The organism is Moraxella sp. E33BD, from assembly GCF_041807865.1.
Classification (GTDB): Bacteria; Pseudomonadota; Gammaproteobacteria; order Pseudomonadales; family Moraxellaceae; genus Moraxella; species Moraxella haemolytica.
Map to the genome: position 1 here is coordinate 40740 of NZ_JBGTZD010000004.1, position 21610 is coordinate 62349.

Here is a 21610-nt window from a genome sequence, read left to right on the forward strand (position 1 = left end):
ACAATCACAAATATCGCAATGTACTTGTGTTATCATCATTCATGACCATGGTGTGGCGATACTTCATGAGTTTGCGATATAAGCATATGCCAAACAAGGCGTTTAGTATCCCTGAGACAAAAAACAGCATGGGTAAACTCAACCCTAGTTGAGATAACATGATGATGGAAAAAATTGCTGAGCCAACCATAAAGATGGCATTAAAAATATTATTTGTCCCTACGATTCTTGAGCGATGGCTGATGGGGGCGTAAGCCTGCATGAATGCGTACATCGGCACGATATACACGCCACCAAAAAACCCCAAACAAAACAAATCGGCAAATACTCGCCATGCCCCTTGTACGCCAAATATTGAGCTGATGTCATGTATGCTACCACTGGATATATTGATGGCTGATAATGAAAAATACAAATCAATGGCAAATAGACTAAGTCCAATCATACCAAAGGGCAGTAGCTTTAGACTGACTTGATTTTTGGTCAAGGTTTTGCATAGCAAAGAGCCTAAAGAAACCCCAACAGAAAACAGTATTAACAGCAAAATCACCACTGATTCATCACTATGTAAAATCATCTTGCTAAGTTCAGGCATCTGGGTTAAAAAAGTCGCTCCATAGAACCAAAACCAACTATTGCCAATAATGACAAAAAACAATAAAGGCAGTGAATATAAGTACTTGATGAGTGAAAAACTGGTGCTAAAGATATTCCAATTGATTGCTAAATCTGTGGTACGAGCAGGCGTATAAGGTAAAAATTTAGCAGAGATATATCCTAAAATAGCAACAATGAGAGTAACACCAATCAGCCATATATTGGCGTGATTTAGCTGTGTGAGTAGACCTGCTACTATCATGCCTATTAAGATGGCAAGGCTAGTACCTGTTTGGAACAATCCATTGGCTCCGACCAATTCGTTTTTGTGCATGACTTCTGGTAGGTAGGCGTATTTAACTGGACCAAAAAAAGTGGATTGTGCACCCATTAAAAATAACGCCAAAAATAGCAACCAATACAGCTCAAACCAAAAACCAATCGCTGCAATCGCCATGATGATGATTTCTAGTAGCTTGATGCTTTGTGTTAGCATGGATTTTTCGTATTTGTCAGCGATTTGTCCTGCTAATGCCGAGAATAAAAAATAAGGTAGAATAAAAAGCAGTGCCGCCAAATTATTCAGTTGGCTGATTTTCATGCCCATTTTGGTCGCAGCGGTATAGGTTAATATTAAAATAAGAGCCTGTTTAAAGATATTGTCATTAAATGCCCCTAAAAATTGGGTAAAAAACATTGCACTAAAATGACGACGCTTAAAAAGGGAGAATTGTGATGCCATAAATAAAGGATTGTTAATATGAATTAGTTTGTTATAATAGCAGGTATTTTTATTTTAGTGTTTATTTTATATTATATATTTATTGTATTATCTTTTTAAAAGAATTGGTGTTTTTGGTGGGCGGTGGCATGAAAAAGCGGTTGCAGGCAGATGATAAAATAACTCAAGGCGGTCAGGGTAGATTGTTACGCACCACTCTATCTTTAGCGATGCTTGGTCTGTCGTACGAAGCGTGGGCAAGCAAGGACACCCAAGATGTGCTGCCAAACTCCACGCCCATTGCTGATATTTATGATGATAGCATATCTAAAACCTTAAAAGATGGTAAATCTTTACTGAATGAGCAAATCGAGCAGTCCGCCCAAAGCATCGCTGATATATCGTTGTATACCCCAGCCCAAATCCAAGCACGATTAGAAAATGCCGCCCAAGAAAACCCACTATTGGTGGCACAAGCAGAAGCCGATTTCATCTCACGCCTTGATGATGATAAAACACCTGTCGGTCTTGATGTGGATAGTATTACTAAGATTCCCACTCCAGATACCTTACAAACTCTTGGATTGACAACAGAAGATGGACAAAGTGTTGGCATTGACCCAAGAGCCTATATCCCACAAAGACAGCCTCAGCTTGATGACGCCATGCAAGTGGTGATAGAAGAAGATGAGATTAAACAACCTAATATTGTAAAACGACTATATAGCAGGCTGTTCAATGATGGTGTAGAGGCGGTAGTACGCCTTGATACTGAGTTTTATCATAGCCAAAATCACAGTCTGCAAACACCCATCAAGCTAAAAAAAGGCGAACTAAAACAAGAGCCGTTTGCTAACATTAAGGCCGCCCTTGAAGACATAACCGCCGAGAGCGTCAGAGATTTTAATAGTGCCTTGCCACGCCTAAGGCAGACAGTACAGTCAGCAGCAAGAGCGGTGGGCTACTATGAAGTGGATTTTGGCATCACCAAGAGAGAAGTTGGCAAAGTTGCTGTGATTATCCACGAGCTTGGTGAGCCAGTACGCATTGCATCTCAAGTATTAGAAGTGCGTGGTGAAGGAGTAAAAAACCCTGCCTATCAAAAAGCGACCGAAAAAGCCAATCTATCCTTTGATGACACCTTTCATCATGGTCATTACGAAGCGGCAAAAGGTGCTATTACCGAAGTGAGTGCTGAACAGGGTTATTTTGATGGTAGGTGGCTGAGTAACTCAGCAGATGTCATCTTGCCAGATAATCTGGCTGATGTGAACTTAATCTATGATAGTGGTGAGCAGTATGAGTTTGATGAGGTGGTGTTTTTCACTTTTGATGAAGAAACCAAGCAATTAACCACCGACCCTAGCAAACTGCCTGTCAAAGCTGAACTACTAAAAAAGCTGGTAACTTTTAAGATGGGTGATGCCTATAATCGTACAGCTGTGCGTAACTTAAGCAACAATCTGCTAGCAACTGGTTATTTTAATGCAGTGAATACTGAGCTTGTACTACCTACCGCCAATTCTGCTAGTACGGATGACGACCAAAATATCTCCCTTGAGGCTGAAAGTGGCGAAGTGGGACAAAGCGAGCTTGTGGATATGGGAGATGGCGTTGTATTAGAGGTTTCTCCAATTGAGTTTACCGCTTCACAGGTAGTCCAAGATAAGCTGGCGTTAGTTACTCAAAAGGCAGAAAGGCTATATAGTATGCCTGAGGATAGGTTATTGGTTACAGACACGCATAGGCAATCAAAAAGTATCTTGGGGCGGATTAGTGATGCGGTGAGTAGTGTGGCAAAGATGATTTTGCCTGATGAGAGTCGTGATGTGGCAGATTCTTTTCAAGGAGCAGGCATACCAACGCTTGCTCATCGAAAAACCCCACAGCAAGTACACACTGATAAAAAAGTACCACTTTATATCTTTGTGGGTAGTGATAAGCCTCGTGATGCCCAAATCGGTTTAGGTTGGGGTTCAGATGGTGGTGCTAGCTTGATTGCTAAGTTTGAGCATAATCTCATCAATAAAGATGGGTATCAAGCAGGGGCGGATGTGCGTTTATCCCAAGAGAAAAAAGGGGTTGGGCTGTATGTTACCAGACCTTTGACCCACCCATTAAACGACAAACTGCGTGCGTCACTAAGCTATAATGAAGAAGTGGTTGGTGGCAGTGTAGGGACTTTTGATTTGCGTGCTAAGACATTGCAACAGAGTATCAGTCGCAATATCATTAATGAATCAGGTTGGAATAGGAGCTACTCTCTTCGTTATCGTTTAGATGGGCTTGAGACGGGCGTGCCGATTGGTCTGTGGTCGGATTTACCGGTGAGATTTATTGATGGCAAGCCAAGACAGGAGGCATTGTTGGCAGGTTATGCCATCAATAAAAACACCTTTGACAATCCTGTCAATCCAATGCGTGGTTACAGTCAAAACTATTCGGTTGAAGTGGGTGCAAAAGGACTGGTTACAGATACAAACATGGCGATTGTGCGAGCAGGCGTGGGCGGTATTTATAGCTTTGGGGATAATGCTTATGGCAAAGACCGTGCCCATCAGCTGATTGGTAGTCTCAATGCGGGCTATCTATGGGCAAATGACTTTGAGTCTGTACCTTATAAACTTAGGTTTTTTGCGGGGGGTGATCACAGCATTCGTGGCTATAGCTACGAAAGTTTATCTCCCATCTCGGATAAGGGTTATTTGACAGGTGGTCAGGCGTTGGCAGTGGCAAGTGGTGAGTACAACTATGAAGTAATGAATGGTCTTAGGTTGGCTGCATTTGCCGATGTTGGTAATGCTTATGATAAGAATTTTAGCAATGCAACCAAGATTGGTGCTGGGGTCGGTGTGCGTTGGGCGTCTCCTGTGGGTCAGGTGCGTGTTGATGTAGCGACAGGAGTGGGTGAAAAAGGCAATCCAATTAAGCTACACTTCTTTATTGGTACGCCGTTTTAATTGAGCTGTGTGTTTTAACTTTTGTGATAGTAATATAATATTTGATAAATTTTTGATAATTTTGCCATGACTGATAATTTTTCTCATCAATCCAATAGTGATACAACAACAAATCATGCCGACGCTTTAAAATCGTCTGTGCAAAATTCTCATGGTCAAAATCCAACCGAGCAATTAGGCAGTCACCCAAATCAGCCTAATAATGGCTCAAACCATCAATCAAATAACAAGCCAAAATGGCTCATTTATCTGATTCGTGCCATTGTTACATTACTTGTTGCAATGGTATTGATGTTTGTCATCTTATTTTATGCGATGGGAACACAATCAGGCACCAAGTTTTTATTAGAAAAAATTGCCCTAGAAACTGGCACTAGCCTAAAGTATTCTGAAGGTAATCTAAGGCAGGGTGTGTGGGTGTCTGATATTGTCATTGCTCATGGCGAAGATATGCAGATTCAGATTGATCGTGCCTATGTTCAGTTAGGCTTTCGTGCGGTGTTGGCACGCCAAGTGCATTTGGTGAACAGCCAGATTGACACTTTGCAGGTTGTCAATAAACAGCCACCAACAGACGAGCCTTTTGATTATGCTACCATTGATTTGCCTGTTGCGTTAAAACTTGAAAATACTCAAGTTAAGCACATTGTTTATCATCAAGCTACCAAAGAGTCTATTTATTTACATGACATTCGCATCAATGATGGTCTGTGGACAGGCACCAAAATTAAGCTTAATGGAGCGGCAATCCGCTACGATGACAGCGTAACGGTCAGTAATATTGATGGTCAAATTGAGCTGACTGGTGATTATCCACTGAATGTATCAGCAGATGTGGAAGTGCAGGCGATTAAAAACGCTTATTTTGGTGTGTTGAACACCCATGCTACAGGTACGCTAAAACGAACGGTTGGAACGTTGACCTCCAAATATCATGGTTATGACATTCAAGGGGAGTTTATTGCACAAGGTCTAGATGAGAATTCGCCATTTAGTGCTAAGATTGGCTTTGATAAAGTGGTCTTGCCTTATGCGACCGAACAAAGCATTACTTTAACAGATGGCGTCATCACCGCCGATGGGGTCATCAGCGATATTGAACTTAGAATCAATACAGACTTATCGGCTAAAGACATACCGTCTGGTCGTTATCGTGGTCGTGGTGTGGTGCGTGATGGTGGCATGGCGATTCCGTTTTTGCGTGCTGACACACCAAGTGGTGCATTGACCGCCAAAGCTGATATGTCATGGAAAGATGAGTTTGAGTTGCACGCTACTTTAACGGGTAATAACTACAAGATTCGTGAAATTATACCCAGTGAATACCAAGACTATCAAGCGTATCTGCCAAAGACCTTGACGGGTGATTTGAGCATTGATTATTTTTATTTAGATGAAGATGGCAAGACTCGTTTTGACTTTGATTTAAATCAAAAAGATGGCGAGCAGATACAAGTTTCATTAAGTCAATCTCAAGATATACCTAATGCCCCTTGGAAAATTCATGCCGATTGGCAAAACCTGATTCGCCAAGATGTGCCAAATTTAGGCAATATTCGCTCACCACAAGGCATGGCAGATATCCGTTTAGAAAAAGGGCGGGTTTTTATTGATGTACAAGGACGCATCAATGAGCTGTCTGTCGCCCCTATGGGGGATTATACGGTCAAAGCAAGGATTGATGGGGGCGAACGCATCCATTTAAGTAATTTTGTCTATGATGGAGCAATGGGCAATTTGTCAGGGGCTGGCTATGTTGAGCTTGCTAGCACCCAAAAACCACTATCATGGCAGATAGATGCCAAGACCACTGGACTGTTACCCAATGCTTATTTTGATGAGCCAAATAAAACACCACTTCAAAGCATCGTAGGTACACTAAAAGCATCAGGCAGAATGCGTCAAGATCCTAAGCGTAAAGGACTAAGCACTCATGATGTCAATATTGAGCAGTCGGATTTGACCGCCAAACTTAATGATGGGCAGATGGTTGCTATTGCAGGCTTGGGTCGTGCCAGTGTGCGTGTGTCTGATGGCGAGCTGAGTCATTTTGATGCGTTGTTTGATGGCAAAGTAAATCAGTCTTTTGTGCCGAGTATGACACAGACGGCGCTTAACACGCATATCTCTGGCAACCTTAAAGCCATTGATATTCATAAACTTCACGCCAGTTCAAATGCAGGTCAGGTCAAGTTATCAGGCAAGGTCGGTCTTGATGATGGCGTCAGTTGGGATGTCTTGGCGGATTTAGATGAGCTTGATACACATCATTTCAACCAAGAAAATCTGAATGCTGTGATAACAGGTAGGTTAAATAGCACAGGACACTACAATAATGAGCAGCTGTCTAATGTGGCGGTGCGATTTGATGGTGAGGTAGGTCATGACAAGTTGCCTAAGGGTCGCTTTAATATAGATGTTGCTGGCGAGGGGCAAAAATATCATATCAATAGGCTTGCTTATCATGGGGTGGCAGGCGAGTTTGATGCCAAAGGATATTTGGATATCACGCATGGCTATTCTTGGGATATGATGGCGAATATGAACCACTTTGATCTTGGGGCATTCTTTAAAGAAGTGCCAAGTGATTTGACAGGAAGTGTGGCGGTGCGTGGGGATTGGCAGGAGCATCAGCAGACCATCTATGTTGATAAGCTAGACCTTGTGGGCATGGTACGAAATCAGCCTTTTGATGCCAAAGGATCTTTATCGGCTGAACTGTCTTTGCCTAAGGATTTAAAGGCGTATTTTGGACAACTAAAAACCCAAACCCCTAAAAATATTGATGAAATCCTAGTTCTAAGAGGGCAAATTGATAGTCGTGCTAAGATGGCACAAAATATCATCAAACGCTTAGATGCCAATCAGCTTGATGTACGCTGGGGTGAGAATGGTATTCGTCTAGATGGCGACAAATCCAACCTGACCACTACTATTTCTATCACGGATTTAAGCCAGATTTTACCAGATGCTCAAGGAGCGATTAAAGGCGGTATCATTTTGATGGATGATGGCAACTCTTTGCCAACTTTGTACATTGATGTGTCGGCAGGTGGTGTGCGTACAGCCAATGTGGTTATTCAAGAGGCAAGGGCATTGGGCAGGATTATCAATCTTGGCAGTGCCGACAGTCAGCTACTTATTGATGTTAAAGATATCATTGCAATGGGTCGTGTGGTGAAGTCTGCTCGTCTTGATTTTTATGGACAAGAACAGAATCATACGCTTGCTATTAGTACGCAATCTGCCCAAAACCAAGTGAATGCTAAAATTGAAGGCAGTCTTGATAGAGCAAGTGGTCGCTATCGTGGTGTGCTAAGTAATGGGGCATTGCATAGTAAGTTTGGCATACTGACTCAAAAACAGCCAACCGAATTTAGCTACGGCATTAATGATAAGAGTATCTCGGTGGCGGCTCATTGTTGGCAGTCAATGGGGCATAACCACGAACAACAAGGTTCGCTGTGCTTGCAAGATACGCTTCACTATACTCAGACGGCAGGCAGTGTTAATTTGGTGGTGCAAAATCTCAATACTTCGGTATTTTCAGCGGTGCTACCTAGCGACATTCATTGGCAATCGGTATTAAGCGGTAAAATACAAGCAGACTGGCAGCAGGGCGATAAGCCAAGCGTTAATGCTGTTTTGTATTCAGACAATGGGCGTGTGGGACTTGACCAAGATGGTGCTTATGTTGAGATGCCTTATGAGCGAGTATCTGTCATTGCCCAAAGTGTTGCTGATGGGTTAAAGCTGCGTGCTGATGTGGCAGGGGTGGCAGCTCGTGGTTATGCTGATGTGATTGTTGATCCTTATGGTGAGAATAAGCCCATCTCTGGAGCATTGCTTATTAATGACATCAATCTTGCGGTGTTGCGTCCATTCTTTCCGAATATTCAGCGTCTGTCTGGCATTGCCAACATTGGTGGTGGTCTGGGTGGTACGCTTACACAACCACTGTTTTATGGTAATGCTCATCTGTCTGATGCGAATTTGGCGTTGGTCGGTGTACCGCTTAGCCTATCTAGCATAAATGCCAATATGCAGGTGCGTGGCACGAATGCACAGCTGTTGGGTGAGTTTATGGCAGGCTCAGGCAAAGGCGAACTAAAGGGTGAGTTGGACTGGTCAAAGACCTTGCAAGCTCATATGAGAGTACGAGGCGAGAATCTTGAACTCAATCAACCACCCCTTTTGACCGCCAAAGCGACACCAGATATTGAAATCATCGCTCGACCTTCTGAAAGATATGTCCAGATTCAAGGTGTGGTATCTGTACCATCTGCCATCATCAGACCGCCAGAGTCAACCGCCAGTATCGTGAGTGAATCGAGTGATGTTACTGTGCTTGACCGCCGTGCGACAGGTGATATTGAGCAGGTATTAGCCGTTGTTGAGCCTTGGGATATCAATGCTGACATCGGCTTGGATTTGGGAGATGATGTGGTATTTCGTGGCTTGGGAGCAAAACTTCCTTTAGCGGGGGCGTTGCATCTTACTCAGTCAGGACAGGGGCGAATGCGTGCCAAAGGTGTTATTCAGGTATCTGAGCGTACAAAGATTGATGGCATTGGGCAAAATCTTGAACTTAACTATGCTCAGGTTCGCTTTAACGGAGATGTGCTAAACCCACGCCTATCTATTGAAGGTGAAAAACAAATTGAAGGTCAGACGGTGGGTGTGCGTGTTAAAGGCACAATCAGCAGTCCTGAAATCACGGTATTTAATGACGCAGGTCTGACCGAACAGCAGGCAATGAATGCTTTGGTAACAGGGCGTATCACAGAATCGGCAGACAGCCAAATCTCCGAACAAGGTTTTCGCTCAAAAGTAACCAACAGTCTAGCGGCGGCCGGTTTAAGCTTAGGGCTGACTGGCACAAGAAATATCACCAATCAAATCGGTCAAGCATTTGGACTTGAGAGCTTAACCATTGATGCGTCAGGTAGCTCAAATGACACCATCGTGAGTGTAACCGGTCATCTTAGCCCTGATTTGTATATTCGCTATGGCGTGGGTCTGTTTAATGCCGAGTCTGAGTTGTCCATGCGATATCAGCTGACCCGTCGTATTTATATTGAGGCGGTCAGTGCTGCACAAAACACGGTTGATGTGATTTATCGATGGAAGTTTTAAGCATGGCTAAAATGGGTCTTAAGAATGATTGACATGCCTTAAACATAAATAAAAAATCAATAACACCGCCATATGAAGCGGTGTTATTGATTTGGAGAAAACTGATAATAACCATAAATTAAATTTTGCTTGAGTGGCTGAATAATATGTGTCTTATATGTGTTTTGCCACCCAAAAACTTATGGTGTCTTTTATTGCTTATTTGGTTAAAATCAGGCGATTGTTGCGAGTTAAGCGTAAGCGGTATTCTTCGCCTTGATGTTCAATACGCACTTCTTTGGTCATTGCAAATAAATTTTGTGAGTGCAGGGTTGGTAGGCGAGTGGTTTCACGATTGCTAAAATAGCGAGCGATTGTCATAGTCATGGCGATATTCCTTTTGTTGGTGGGTTGCGGGTTTTTTCCCGAGCCACTTTTGGCTTAAACTTTGAACAAAAAAAGCACAAATTTACTAAAGATTAAATGTATTAACTGTGCTAATTAAAATGATAATTTTTATAAGTTGATTTTAACTTACACCTGCTAAATATTTTTAAATAGCAATAATTATCATTTGTTGTTATCATAGCAAAAATTTCTAAGATTGCAAATATTAATTGCAAATATTAAGAATTTTTATCAAATTTCAGATAAACGGTATATAAAAAATGACAAACGGTAGCATTCAACCAGCTTTAGTAGAAAATGCCAACAAACCAACCATTGAAGTGGCGATAGCGGTTTTACAATACAACGCAGGTGAGGGTAAAAAGTATTTACTTGCTACTCGCCATGCCCATCAACATCAAGGTGGAAAACTGGAATTTGTTGGGGGTAAGATTGAGATTGGCGAGACGGCAATGACGGCATTGGTTCGTGAGGTTCAAGAGGAGATAGGGTTTGACATCACAGATAATCTCATCACTAAGATGGGTAGGATTTATCATGATTATGCCAGCAGGAGTGTGTGCCTGCATGTATATTTGGTAAAAATGACCAAAAGTCAATACGATGTATGTCGTCATCAATCAGTGGGCTTGGATGGACAACAATTGGGTTTTTATGATGAAGGTTTTGTTCTTAGTCAGTCAAAGAGATTTCCTGATGCTAATAGAGCGATTTTGATGTGGTTGACCTTACCGGAGGTGCTTATCGTTAGTCATGCTTTGACATATTTTAAGCAGTCTAATAATAAGACCGACTGGTTGGATTGTTATACAACTTTGCCTAAAAACAGCACGCTGGTTGTGCGTAGTCAGGCTGGTGTACAGATTGATGATGAGCTGATTGATGTTTTAAAATCGGTACGGAAAGATTTACGCTTTGTTGTGCCATTTGGTACATCACATGGTATGGGTGGCACTACAGTCTTGGCACATAGATTGACCCAAGAGCAGTTGATGAACCTTGATTTGTTTCACTCATCAACATTAGATTTGCCCAACGCTCCCATCATCGCAAGCTGTCATGACAAGCAAAGCCTGCAAAAAGCCAATGCATTGGCACGAGTTCATCCTGTGCTAGCGGTGTTGTTGTCGCCTGTTAAGCCAACCCAAAGCCATCCAAACGAGCCTGCCTTAGGGTGGGGGGATTTTTGGGCATTGGCAGAGTTATCTGATGTGCCTGTGATTGCCTTAGGTGGGTTATCACCCGATGATTTGGGTGATGCGTGGGCCAGTGGTGCGGTGGCAGTGGCAGGCATTCGTGGATTTATTTAAAAAATACACCTATTTTTGCAATAAATAATTCTAGACAATCAGGGTGTTTTATTTTAAAATTCATCTATTTGTTATTGTCTATATTCCATTCGTTTATTAAAGGAAACCATCATGAGCATCTATCAAGATCATCTTGCTAAGCGTCAAGCGGACGAATCATCAGCGGTTGAGCTGATTGTTGCACTTGCTAAATTGACCAATAAAAATGTCAGCGTATTGTTTTTTGGTGAGTGTCTGTCGCTGTCGGTGGCAGATATTCTGACCAAGCATACTAACGCAGGTTTAAAGGTGGCTGACACTTTGGCGTTGGCTCAAAGCCTAGATGTCTCAAATACTACTATTGATCTAGGACAAGCCATCAAGGCAGATAAAACAGCGGACGACTTTGTAAGTGGTCAAGAAGTGCCAGCAACAGATGTGGTGCTATATGGCTTTGGTCGCATTGGTCGCATTCTGGCCCGCTTGTTAATGAGCCGTCCTGCTTCTGATAAAGGATTGCAATTAAAAGCCATCGTAGTGCGTCCTGCTGGCGAAGGCGACCTTGCTAAGCGTGGCTCGCTTCTTGAGCGTGATAGTGTGCATGGTTGGTTTGATGGGTCTGTTGAGATTGATACTGCTAACGGCGGCATCATTGTGGGTGGTCGCTTTATTAAAGTTATCTACGCATCTGACCCAAGCGAAGTGGATTACACTGCACATGGTATCAATAATGCCATCGTTATTGACAACACAGGCAAATGGAAAGATGAAGCAGGTCTAGGTAAACACCTAGCAAGTAAGGGCGTAAAAAAAGTACTATTAACCGCTCCTGCTAAAGGCGAGATTAAGAATGTGGTCTATGGTGTAAACCACGATACCATCGGTTCTGATTCTATCGTATCAGCAGCAAGTTGCACTACCAACGCCATCACACCAACCTTAAAAGTATTGCATGATTATTATGGTATCGTCAATGGTCATATGGAAACTGTCCATGCGTTTACTAACGACCAAAATCTAGTGGATAACCATCATAAAGCTGACCGCCGTGGTCGTGCTGCACCACTTAATATGGTGATGACCTCAACAGGTGCGGCTTCTGCAGTATCCAAAGCCATTCCAGAGCTTAAGGGTAAACTGACTGGCAATGCTATTCGTGTACCAACGCCTAATGTATCTTTGGCGATTTTAAATCTCAACTTTGAAAAAGCGGTGGGTTCTGCTGATGAGCTTAATGCTTTCATCAAAGACAAGTCGCAAAGCCAACAGTGGCAAGAACAAATTGATTATTCAGACAGTAGCGAAGCGGTTTCTACTGATTTTGTTGGTTCTAAAAAAGTTGCAATCTTTGATGCTAAAGCAACCATCGCCACCGATAACCGTGCCACCCTTTATGTGTGGTATGATAATGAGATGGGTTATAGTACTCAGGTCATTCGTGTGGCAGAGGTTATGGCAAACAACGGCTAACCTTGCCAACCAAGACAATAAAAAAACACTCAAAAAATTTTGGGTGTTTTTTTATTATTTAAAGCAGATGTAAAGTATCTATCAAAGAACCTTAACAATCTATAGGTAGTGTTTAAGCCATGATTTTTGATGAATTTTTGTGATTAAACCCTTATGGGCTTATTTAGGTATATCAATACGCCGCACACTTCAACAATAAGCCAGTCATCATAAGTTAGTGATAACTTGCAAACAGATCGTACTCACTGGCTTCATCAATGACAACACGAAGCCATTGACCGATTTTTACGCTATGGTCAATGTTATCCACATAGACATGGCCATCAATCTCTGGTGCGTCAGCATGACTACGACAAATGGCGATATTCTCTTTGGTATCAATGTCATCGACCAGTACAACCATGCTTTTACCAACCTTTTCTTGTAGCTTTTCAGCACTGATGGTCTGAGCAACTGTCATCAATCGCTCGTAGCGGTCTTGTTTTATGTGTTCTGGTATGGGATTGGGTAAAGTGTTAGCAACAGCACCTTCAACTTCGGAGTAAGTAAAGCAACCAACTCGGTCAAGGCGAGCTTGTTTGAGCCAATCTAGTAGATATTCAAAATCTTCTTCGGTCTCACTAGGAAAGCCTACCACAAAACTCGAACGAATGGTAATATCTGGGCAGATTTCTCGCCATTTAGCGATGCGTTCTAGTACATTCTCACTGTGAGCAGGGCGTTTCATTGCTTTTAGAACAGATGGCGAAGCGTGTTGGAAAGGAATATCTAGGTAGGGGAGTAGTCCACCCATGTCATCACTTGCTGTCATGCTATCTGCCATAATTTGTACCACATCATCAACATGCGGATAAGGATAAACATAATGTAGCCGCACCCAAATGCCGAGTTTGGCTAAGGCTTGGCACATATCAAAGAATTTACTCCGAATGGGCTCGCCTTGCCAAAAGCTCATTTTGTATTTTAAATCCACGCCATAAGCAGAGGTGTCTTGGCTGATAATGAGTAGCTCTTTTACGCCTGCTTTTTTTAGGGCGTGTGCCTCCTTTAGAACATCGTCTATCGTGCGAGATACCAAATCTCCACGCAATGACGGAATGATACAAAAGGTACAGCGATGATTACAGCCTTCACTGATTTTTAAATAGGCATAATGAGCGGGTGTCAACTTGATGCCAGCTTCGTTGATTAGGTCAATTTTTGGGTCGTAGGATTTGTTCTTAATGGGTTTTGGCACATGATGAGTAACAGCCTGAACGACCTCTTGATAGGCATGAGCACCTGTTACTGCTAGTACAGCAGGGTGCATGGTGCGAATTTTTTCGGCGTCTTTGCCTAGACAGCCTGTAACAATAACTTTGCCGTTTTGGGTGATTGCCTCACCGATGGCATCAAGGCTTTCTTGAACAGCACCTTCAATGAATCCGCAAGTATTCACTACCACTAAATCAGCACCATCATAATCTTTGGCAACTTGATATCCTTCACGACTAAGCTCGGTAATAATGCGTTCGCTATCAACCAAAGCTTTGGGGCAACCCAATGAGATAAAGCCAATCTTGGGGGCTGATGTATTGATATCGCCATGAGTAAATTGTTGGCTTTCGGCAATATTGCGGTTTTGATTATGATTGGCTTTATGGTGGTAGCCAGTCTCAGTAGGGTTTGGCTGATTGGGATTAAAAGTCTGAACGGTCATTGTGTGTCTTAGGTTCTCTAAAATGGCTGTCTATAAAGATGGCGGACGCATCTGATGCGTTATAAGGCGTCATTATAGCATAATATTGGTGGTGTCATCTTGTCTTATGAGCTAAAAATCCATCAAATTTTAATGAAACACCATCAATAAAAAACTCCAAATCTAATGATTTGGAGTTTTATTAAAAATGGCGCAGCGGACGGGACTCGAACCCGCGACCCCCGGCGTGACAGGCCGGTATTCTAACCAACTGAACTACCGCTGCTAAGGTCTATTATCTTTTTTACCATAAAAGATTAAATGGTGGGCGGTAACGGATTCGAACCGCTGACCCTCTGCTTGTAAGGCAGACGCTCTACCAACTGAGCTAACCGCCCAAACTGAACTGACCAAACAATTTTTGTTTTGTATGTCGTTCGTTGTGATGCGTATTATATAGATTTTTTGGAAAGTGTCAAATGATTTTTTATAAAAATTTAAAATATTTTGTAAGATACTGATTTTTCTAATAAAAATTATTAAGCTATGGGTGTTTTTAAATGTATTGACTAATCTATCACACTTGAGATTTTTGCCATGAAGCCACAACTAACCACAAAACAATACGGGCAACTGCTTAAATGTTGATTTGTTGTATTATTACAATTATTGCTGTTCAATCTTTGATTGTCGTTTGTATCATTATTCATGGTGCCGCATTTAGTCTTTTATTCTTTAGGTCTGTGATAAGGTGGTGCATTTTAAGTTATAATCTTTGTTGGCAATGATTAAAAATCAAAACCTGCACTTACTCCAATAATTGTTTCTTTCTTCATAAAAGTGGGTACTTTAAGGCCTTTGCCAACAAAGATGTCTAGATGTGCTGTGAGGGGCTGGTTGTTTAAGCTAAGGTTTGACAAGGGATTGCTTAGAGTATCCTGTTTTTCTTGATCGACTTGTGTTGGTTTGCTTTGAAAGTGGTATCTCATGCCGATAGCACCGGCTAGAATATAGCGTTGGTTCTTGATGGTATTTTGTCCATAAACATATCCTTGATCAATGCTTGCGTATAGCTCTGCACTGTGTAATTGCTTACTCAAGTGGTGCGTGGTTTTTTGTGATGGCAGTTGCCAAGTAAGTTCTTGAGATAAGCTAAAACCATGTTCTCCTGATAAATAATTCCCCTCTTTAATGCCTTTAATGCTGTTTCTACCACCTAAATAGAACAAGTTGGATGGTGTAGGTGGTTGCTTGGCATATTGTGCTTGTATTTTGGTAATATAGGATAGTGAGATGGGTGTGTAAGTAGTTTGTTGGTCTGAGTTTTGGTTTGTATTTAGGAGTTGTCTGTTGCTATTTGAGTTAATTGTAAACGGCTTGTGAAAGCTGGTGTATAGTGACCAGATGGGTGCTCTAGAATATCCTTCGCTGGGCAGCTGCTGACCAAAAGCGTTATAGATACGCTCTTCGGGAGCAGGCTTTGCTTTTAGTGCTCCAGTGCCTTGCTGATAATCTAGATTTGCGTAAAGATACCCACCGTGACGGAAATAATGCTGATGGGTAATGCCGAGATTGTAGCCTGTGGTGCGACGATTCTGAACTTCAATATTGACATCATCAATATAATTATTGCTTTGTTTATGATTGGCTTTAATATAGCCTTCGGTTTTTTGAGTGCCACTACGATAAAGTAAACGAAACAATCCAAGAGTGTTGGTTTGACTGGTACCGTGATAAGTCAAGGGTGCATTCAATCCTTCAATAAATTGTTTATATTGATGATAACTGTGTGTGATGGAGAATTTGAAAGGACCGTAAGTGGTGGATGACGATACATGGTAATTAATCTGCCTATCTTTGTTGACCTGTACACCAAGATTATTTTGGGTGAGGTCTATAAGGCGTATCAGTGGATAATTGGCAGAAAAATTCCATTCATCGTTCATGTGGAATAAATTATTAGCACGAACATTGGCAGCAATCATATATTTGCCATAATCTTTGGATAAGCTATTATCAATATTAATGCCGAACACTGCACTTTGACTGCGATTCATATTAATGACAAGATCACTAAACCCAAGAGTATTCTTTGAAACTAAGCTTGGGTTGTCAATGTCGCTATTACCTAAACCCGAACTGCTTGGTATAATTTGCACTGTCGCGGTCGGATCAATGCGTTTTAGAGTGTCTAACCCATGCTCTAAATCTGCTAAACGAAAAGCTTGGTTGGGTTTGGTAGAAATAGCACTGTGAATATAAAAGGGTGTTTTTATTGAATGAGTTAACACAACATCTCGCACTTTGCCCAGATTGACTGTTAGGATGAGTTTCTTTGTGAGCAAATCTTGCTCGCCAACACTAATATTACTGGTCAAATAACCACGCTTGAGTAATTCGTTATGTGCAATGTCAACAATAATGGATAGGTTGTGATTGTTGATGCAACGACCAATAGCGTAGGTTGGTTTTTTCCAATCCAGTAAGGGTGACAATAGGGTGGATAAATCATTGTATGCCAACCCAGAGCCATCAATTACAAAATCAATCTCATCAACCATAAAACATGAATCATCACCATTGGGGTTTTGCCAATCTGGATGGGTAATATCGGTTCGTTTATCCTGACCGTCATTTGCATTAATGCTGGTGGGGATTTGTAGGTTCTGTTGTGCCAAATGTGCTAATGCTGCCTGACGCCGATCATCAGTGAGTGTGAAGATGCCTGATTTGATAACAGGAGTCTGTGCCCAGATGATATTGAATTGTGTTGCATGGATTGCTGTAAAAATGGTAAGTGCAAGGCTGGTTAATCGCATGGGTTGTTAATGCTCAGTTTGTTCAAGATGATACTAAATAGTTATAATAACATAAAATCAATTTGCAATCTTACAGTAGTTTGTCTATACTTTACAAAAAACACTTACAATCTACAAATGGATTTTGTATGCCATCTTCTGCCAAATTCTTTACCCACTCATCGCTATACACAAGCATCTTAATCGCTCTATCAGTAAGCAACACCGCCTTTGCCAACATCACCACAGACCCCAAAGCCCCCACCACACAAAAACCCATCATTGCAGTTGCTAAAAACACCAATCAACAAAACATACCGGTTATCCAAATCCAAACCCCTAATCATGGTATTTCTCATAATAAATACACACAGTTTGATGTCAGCACATCAGGGGCTATTTTGAATAACTCAAGACACACGACCCATACTCAGCTAGCAGGTGTGGTGAATGCCAATCCTTTTTTGCGACAAGGCGAGGCTCATACTATCATCAATGAAGTGCGTAGCAATAAACCCAGTCAATTAAGTGGGGTGATTGAGGTGGCAGGACAAAAAGCCAATCTTGTCATTGCCAATCCCTCGGGCATCAATGTTGCCGGTGCTGGCTTTATCAATGTTCATAAAGCTACTCTCTCGACAGGACGCCTACAAAGCGAGCAAGGACAAATCACTCATGCCATCACCGAAGGGGTAATCCAAATACAAACTCCTAAGGGTGTCAGCCATACCGATGTTGGCTTAGGTGGTGCCAATAAAAATGCCGATCTGGTCAATCTATACAGTAAAACTGCCAGCATCAATGCACACATTCAAGCAGAACACGCCATTACTGTGGTGACAGGAGCCAACCACATTTCAAACACCGGTCAGACAACCCCCACACACCGTGAGACAAACAACAACCCACAAAACACCTCCGCCACCATTGCCATCGATGTCAAAGCCTTAGGTGGTATGTCTGCAGGCAGCATCACTCTGATTGGCACAGATCAAGGTTTTGGTGTCAATCAAGCCGGTCGTCTAAATGCCAACAATCACATCATCATTACCGCTGATGGTAAAATCACTCACACAGGTCACAGTCGTGCTAATCAGGGAGTAGAGCTGGATGCCAAACAAATCAGCATTGACCGAGGATTCATTGACACCAACGGCAGTCTTTTACTTACCGCCAAACAAAAGCTTGCGACTGATGGTAGTACCCTAACGGCTAGCAGAAACATTCAAGCGGTGGTTACTGGCGATGGGACAACCCATCAACAATCATCAGCTGTATTTAAAAACACCACATTGACCGCCACAAACATCACCACCGCCAATCTTGCAGGCATCTTAACGCATCAAGACACCATCTTAAACGCCACAGGCAACATCAGTAGTTTTGCCCAGCATGATCAACGCTTAGACAATACCACAATGACGAGTGGTCAAAACAGCCAAATCCAAACCAATCATGACCTATCCATCAGCAACACTAGTATCAACACCAAACAACATATGGCGATTTATGCCAAAGGCAATCAAACAACCAACAACAGTTTATTAAATGCCAAAGGAGTGTTCAGTAATATCACTGATGGTCGTCATGCCATCAGTGGTGATGTCAGCCATACTGGCGGTGCGGTATTATTGCATAGCGATGACTTGGTTGTTCAAGATGATGGTCAATTAACCACTCGTGCCATAGGCAATACTTTGCTAGCGGACAATGACAGCATTAAGCAGCTTAATGGAGATTTATCCATCCAAACCAATCGGACACTCAATATCTCACCACAACATCACAGTATTCAAGCTGTAGGGGATTTATCTTTAAGAGCTGTTGCAGGAGATCTTCATCTGCAGGGGCAAGGTGGCAATCTGGGTAGTGGGTCGCAGCAAACACTTCGTTTGGATGCTACTTTGGGAGGTATTGAGCTTCAAGGTCAAAACATCCACCTGCAAGGCAGCAATCTTCATGCCAATCAAGACATTGGTTTATATGCCACCCAAGGTCATATTGTTATTGATGGCGTTAAAAACACCCTAAGTAATCAACAAGCAGCTTATGCCTTAGATTATGCTAAAAAACAGCTTGATGATACCAAGGCTAAGCTTGATGCCTTAAAAAAGCAGCCTAAATACATCGCTTATCATCAAGAAAAAGCCAGATTGGAGAACTTGAATGTACGGTATGAACAAGCAAAAATACCACCTGCTTTGCTTGATGAACCAGAACAGACCGTGACACTCCTAATGCCATCTCCACCCCGATTCGTATCATCATCAAACCCTCATCTCGTCGCTCCGATGATGGTCTATGACCCACCAGAGCGTGTCGTCATGCGTATACCAAACCCCAACAGACGCTCTAGACGATCTACCCCCGTCCTTGACCCAGAGTTACTAGATTTTGATCCAAAAAAAGCGTTCCAGCAGCTACGCCAAAACCACAAAGAGGTGATTGAACAAGAACAAAGCCTCACCAACCAGCAAGAACGCCTGGCATCTCGTGTGAGTTTCTTAACTCAAGCCGTCTTTGGTTATGAGCACAGCACCGCTTCACTCAATAGCAAGACAGGCGACATCACTTTGGCGGCCTCTTCGGATATTTTATTAAGCGGTGCTAGTCTTGATGCCAAAGCAGGTGATATCCATCTGTCTGCTCAAGGCATGATGCCAAATGCTTATACCAAAACTAAGTCAGACACCACCCAAACCCTAAACGGCAGTATTGTCTTAGATGGATTGCAAAATTACTATGAGAGAGGGCGTGAGAATAGCGATCATCATCGCATTCTTGCCTTTAGTACACCAACCAAGCTCACTGCTGGTAAAAACATACACTTATATGCTACCCACCAAAGTCCTAACACCCACCTTGTCATTCAAGGCGGTCAGCTACAAGCAGCACAAGACATCAACATCAATGCCAACCATGCTGTGTTATTAGATGCTGGTTTGGACTATGAATATGGCTATGACAAAAACACTCACCGACATGGCAAATGGTATAAGCGTAAATACACCACCACCATCTCAAGCAATGAATGGAAAGATGTCGCCCCTACCACACTCACCGCCTACCACATTCGTCTAAAGACGCATGGATCAAACCGTAAAAACAACCTTGCCTTGTATGGCACTAAGATGCACACCACAGGTGGAGACATCTCATTATGGTCATCAGGCAACATCGCTTTATACGCTGTGAATAGCACGCACAGTAATGAGTACAACAGTCATACCAAAAAAAGGTTTTTAGGTATTCGTTATAATGACACACACAAGCAAGGCAAAAAATACCTAAAGACCGCATTGCCTGCCACATTAACTGCCAATTACATCGGCAGTCATTCACAAGGCGACACCACTCTTGAAGGAACGCAGTTTAATTACTTATCAGGGGCAAGTATTACCGCAAACGGTCGCCTGTCACTGTTGTCTGCTACCAGTGAGTTGCAAGAACGCCACCAAAAAGACAGCAACTGGGTATTATGGCAAAGCCTCTCTGATCAAGGTCAAATCAAAGAAAGTGCAATCTTACCAAGCTTCACTGGCATTACCAAGCCTGTGCTTGATGCTAAAGGCGGTATCCATGTACAAATCCCCACCACAGAACAAGATGCTCAACAACACACCCTAAAAGCACAAATTCTACAGCTTGCCACACAGCCTCAATACAGCTATCTGACAGACTTAGTCCACCGAGAAGACATCGATTGGCAACACATCATTCTCACCCAAGAAGACTGGGACTATAAGCAACAAGGACTCACACCAGCAGGGGCGGCGATTGTTACCATCGCCCTTAGTGCAGCAACAGGGGATTTTAGTGGCAGCATCGCCACTGCTGCAACAACCGCCTTTCAAAGCCAAACCATCGGTGCCATGGCCAGTGCCGCCTTTAATACCCTAACCACCAAAGCCACCATCAGTCTAATTAATAACCAAGGCAACATCAAAGCCACCTTAAAAGAGCTTGGTTCTAAAGACAGCGTCAAGCAGCTCGCCTTCGCCTTAGCCAGTGCTGGCATGAGTCATAAGATTGACAAAGCTCTAAAGATAAAAAATACAGACATCACACAAACCACCCTTAATCAAAGAACCATCAAAGCCATCGCTGATGGCACCAGCAAAAGCCTATTAGAATCTGCCATCTATGGCACAAGCCTTGAAGAGAGTCTAAAAAACAACCTAAAAGCACAGCTGACCACAGTTGCCACCCAAGAAGTATTCAAAGGTCCTGTCAAAGACTTAGACGGCGACACCTTAAGTGAAAACCTCTCCCACAAACTTGCCGCTGCCCTCACAGGCTGCCTATCCGCTAAAGCCTCTGGTAATGATTGCAATGCAGGTATGATTGGTGCTACCATAGCAGAAACATGGGCAGACTACCAAGTCGATGACCCAAACAACCTAACCCAAACCCAAAAAAACACCCTCATCCACCAAGCCAAACTGTTAGCCGCCATCACCGCCGCTTATGCTGGGGAAGATGTCAACACAGCAGCAAGCATGGCAGAGGAGGCGGTGAGGTGGAATGCTTTTAATTCTGTACAACAAGGTAAGACACCCTAAGCGAATCAGAAA

General features: G+C 42.6%; 9 protein-coding genes and 2 tRNA genes. 5 read left to right on the top strand and 6 right to left on the bottom strand.

Annotated elements, in window-relative coordinates:
• Positions 1-4 precede the first annotated feature (4 nt).
• The gene (locus tag ACERC6_RS03145) at positions 5-1339 is read right to left on the bottom strand and encodes an MFS transporter (protein ID WP_373628681.1); all 1335 of its coding nucleotides are present in this window, start codon (positions 1337-1339) and stop codon (positions 5-7) included.
• Between the two features lie 128 nt (positions 1340-1467).
• Between ACERC6_RS03145 and ACERC6_RS03150 the strand changes: the two genes are divergently transcribed.
• Complete coding sequence (locus tag ACERC6_RS03150) at positions 1468-4278, top strand: autotransporter assembly complex family protein (RefSeq protein ID WP_373628680.1); 2811 nt, start codon at positions 1468-1470, stop codon at positions 4276-4278.
• Positions 4279-4344: 66 nt separating this feature from the next.
• Complete coding sequence (locus tag ACERC6_RS03155; protein WP_373628679.1) at positions 4345-9414, top strand: translocation/assembly module TamB domain-containing protein; 5070 nt, start codon at positions 4345-4347, stop codon at positions 9412-9414.
• Between the two features lie 198 nt (positions 9415-9612).
• Here the strand turns inward: ACERC6_RS03155 and hemP are convergent, their stop codons facing one another.
• Complete coding sequence (hemP, locus tag ACERC6_RS03160; RefSeq protein WP_284674596.1) at positions 9613-9774, bottom strand: hemin uptake protein HemP; 162 nt, start codon at positions 9772-9774, stop codon at positions 9613-9615.
• A gap of 287 nt (positions 9775-10061) precedes the next feature.
• On the opposite strand from hemP, the gene ACERC6_RS03165 reads away from it, so the two are divergent.
• Together ACERC6_RS03165 and ACERC6_RS03170 are read left to right on the top strand one after the other, a co-directional pair.
• On the top strand, positions 10062-11111 hold the full coding sequence (locus ACERC6_RS03165; protein ID WP_373628678.1) for an NUDIX domain-containing protein: 1050 nt from the start codon (positions 10062-10064) through the stop codon (positions 11109-11111).
• A gap of 111 nt (positions 11112-11222) precedes the next feature.
• Positions 11223-12560, top strand: a complete 1338-nt coding sequence (locus tag ACERC6_RS03170) for a glyceraldehyde-3-phosphate dehydrogenase (RefSeq protein ID WP_373628677.1) — start codon at positions 11223-11225, stop codon at positions 12558-12560.
• Positions 12561-12774: 214 nt separating this feature from the next.
• Here the strand turns inward: ACERC6_RS03170 and rimO are convergent, their stop codons facing one another.
• The 4 genes from rimO to ACERC6_RS03190 all read right to left on the bottom strand — a co-directional run bounded on the left by rimO (position 12775) and on the right by ACERC6_RS03190 (position 17057).
• Positions 12775-14259 carry a 30S ribosomal protein S12 methylthiotransferase RimO gene (rimO, locus tag ACERC6_RS03175; RefSeq protein WP_373628676.1) on the bottom strand — a complete coding sequence of 495 codons (1485 nt, stop codon included), beginning with the start codon at positions 14257-14259 and terminating at the stop codon, positions 12775-12777.
• Positions 14260-14447: 188 nt separating this feature from the next.
• A tRNA-Asp gene (locus tag ACERC6_RS03180) sits at positions 14448-14524 on the bottom strand.
• 36 nt (positions 14525-14560) lie between these two features.
• Positions 14561-14636: transfer RNA gene (locus ACERC6_RS03185), tRNA-Val, on the bottom strand.
• A gap of 390 nt (positions 14637-15026) precedes the next feature.
• Positions 15027-17057 carry a ShlB/FhaC/HecB family hemolysin secretion/activation protein gene (locus ACERC6_RS03190; protein WP_373628675.1) on the bottom strand — a complete coding sequence of 677 codons (2031 nt, stop codon included), beginning with the start codon at positions 17055-17057 and terminating at the stop codon, positions 15027-15029.
• Between the two features lie 128 nt (positions 17058-17185).
• On the opposite strand from ACERC6_RS03190, the gene ACERC6_RS03195 reads away from it, so the two are divergent.
• Positions 17186-21598 carry a DUF637 domain-containing protein gene (locus tag ACERC6_RS03195; RefSeq protein ID WP_373630501.1) on the top strand — a complete coding sequence of 1471 codons (4413 nt, stop codon included), beginning with the start codon at positions 17186-17188 and terminating at the stop codon, positions 21596-21598.
• Positions 21599-21610: the final 12 nt, after the last annotated feature.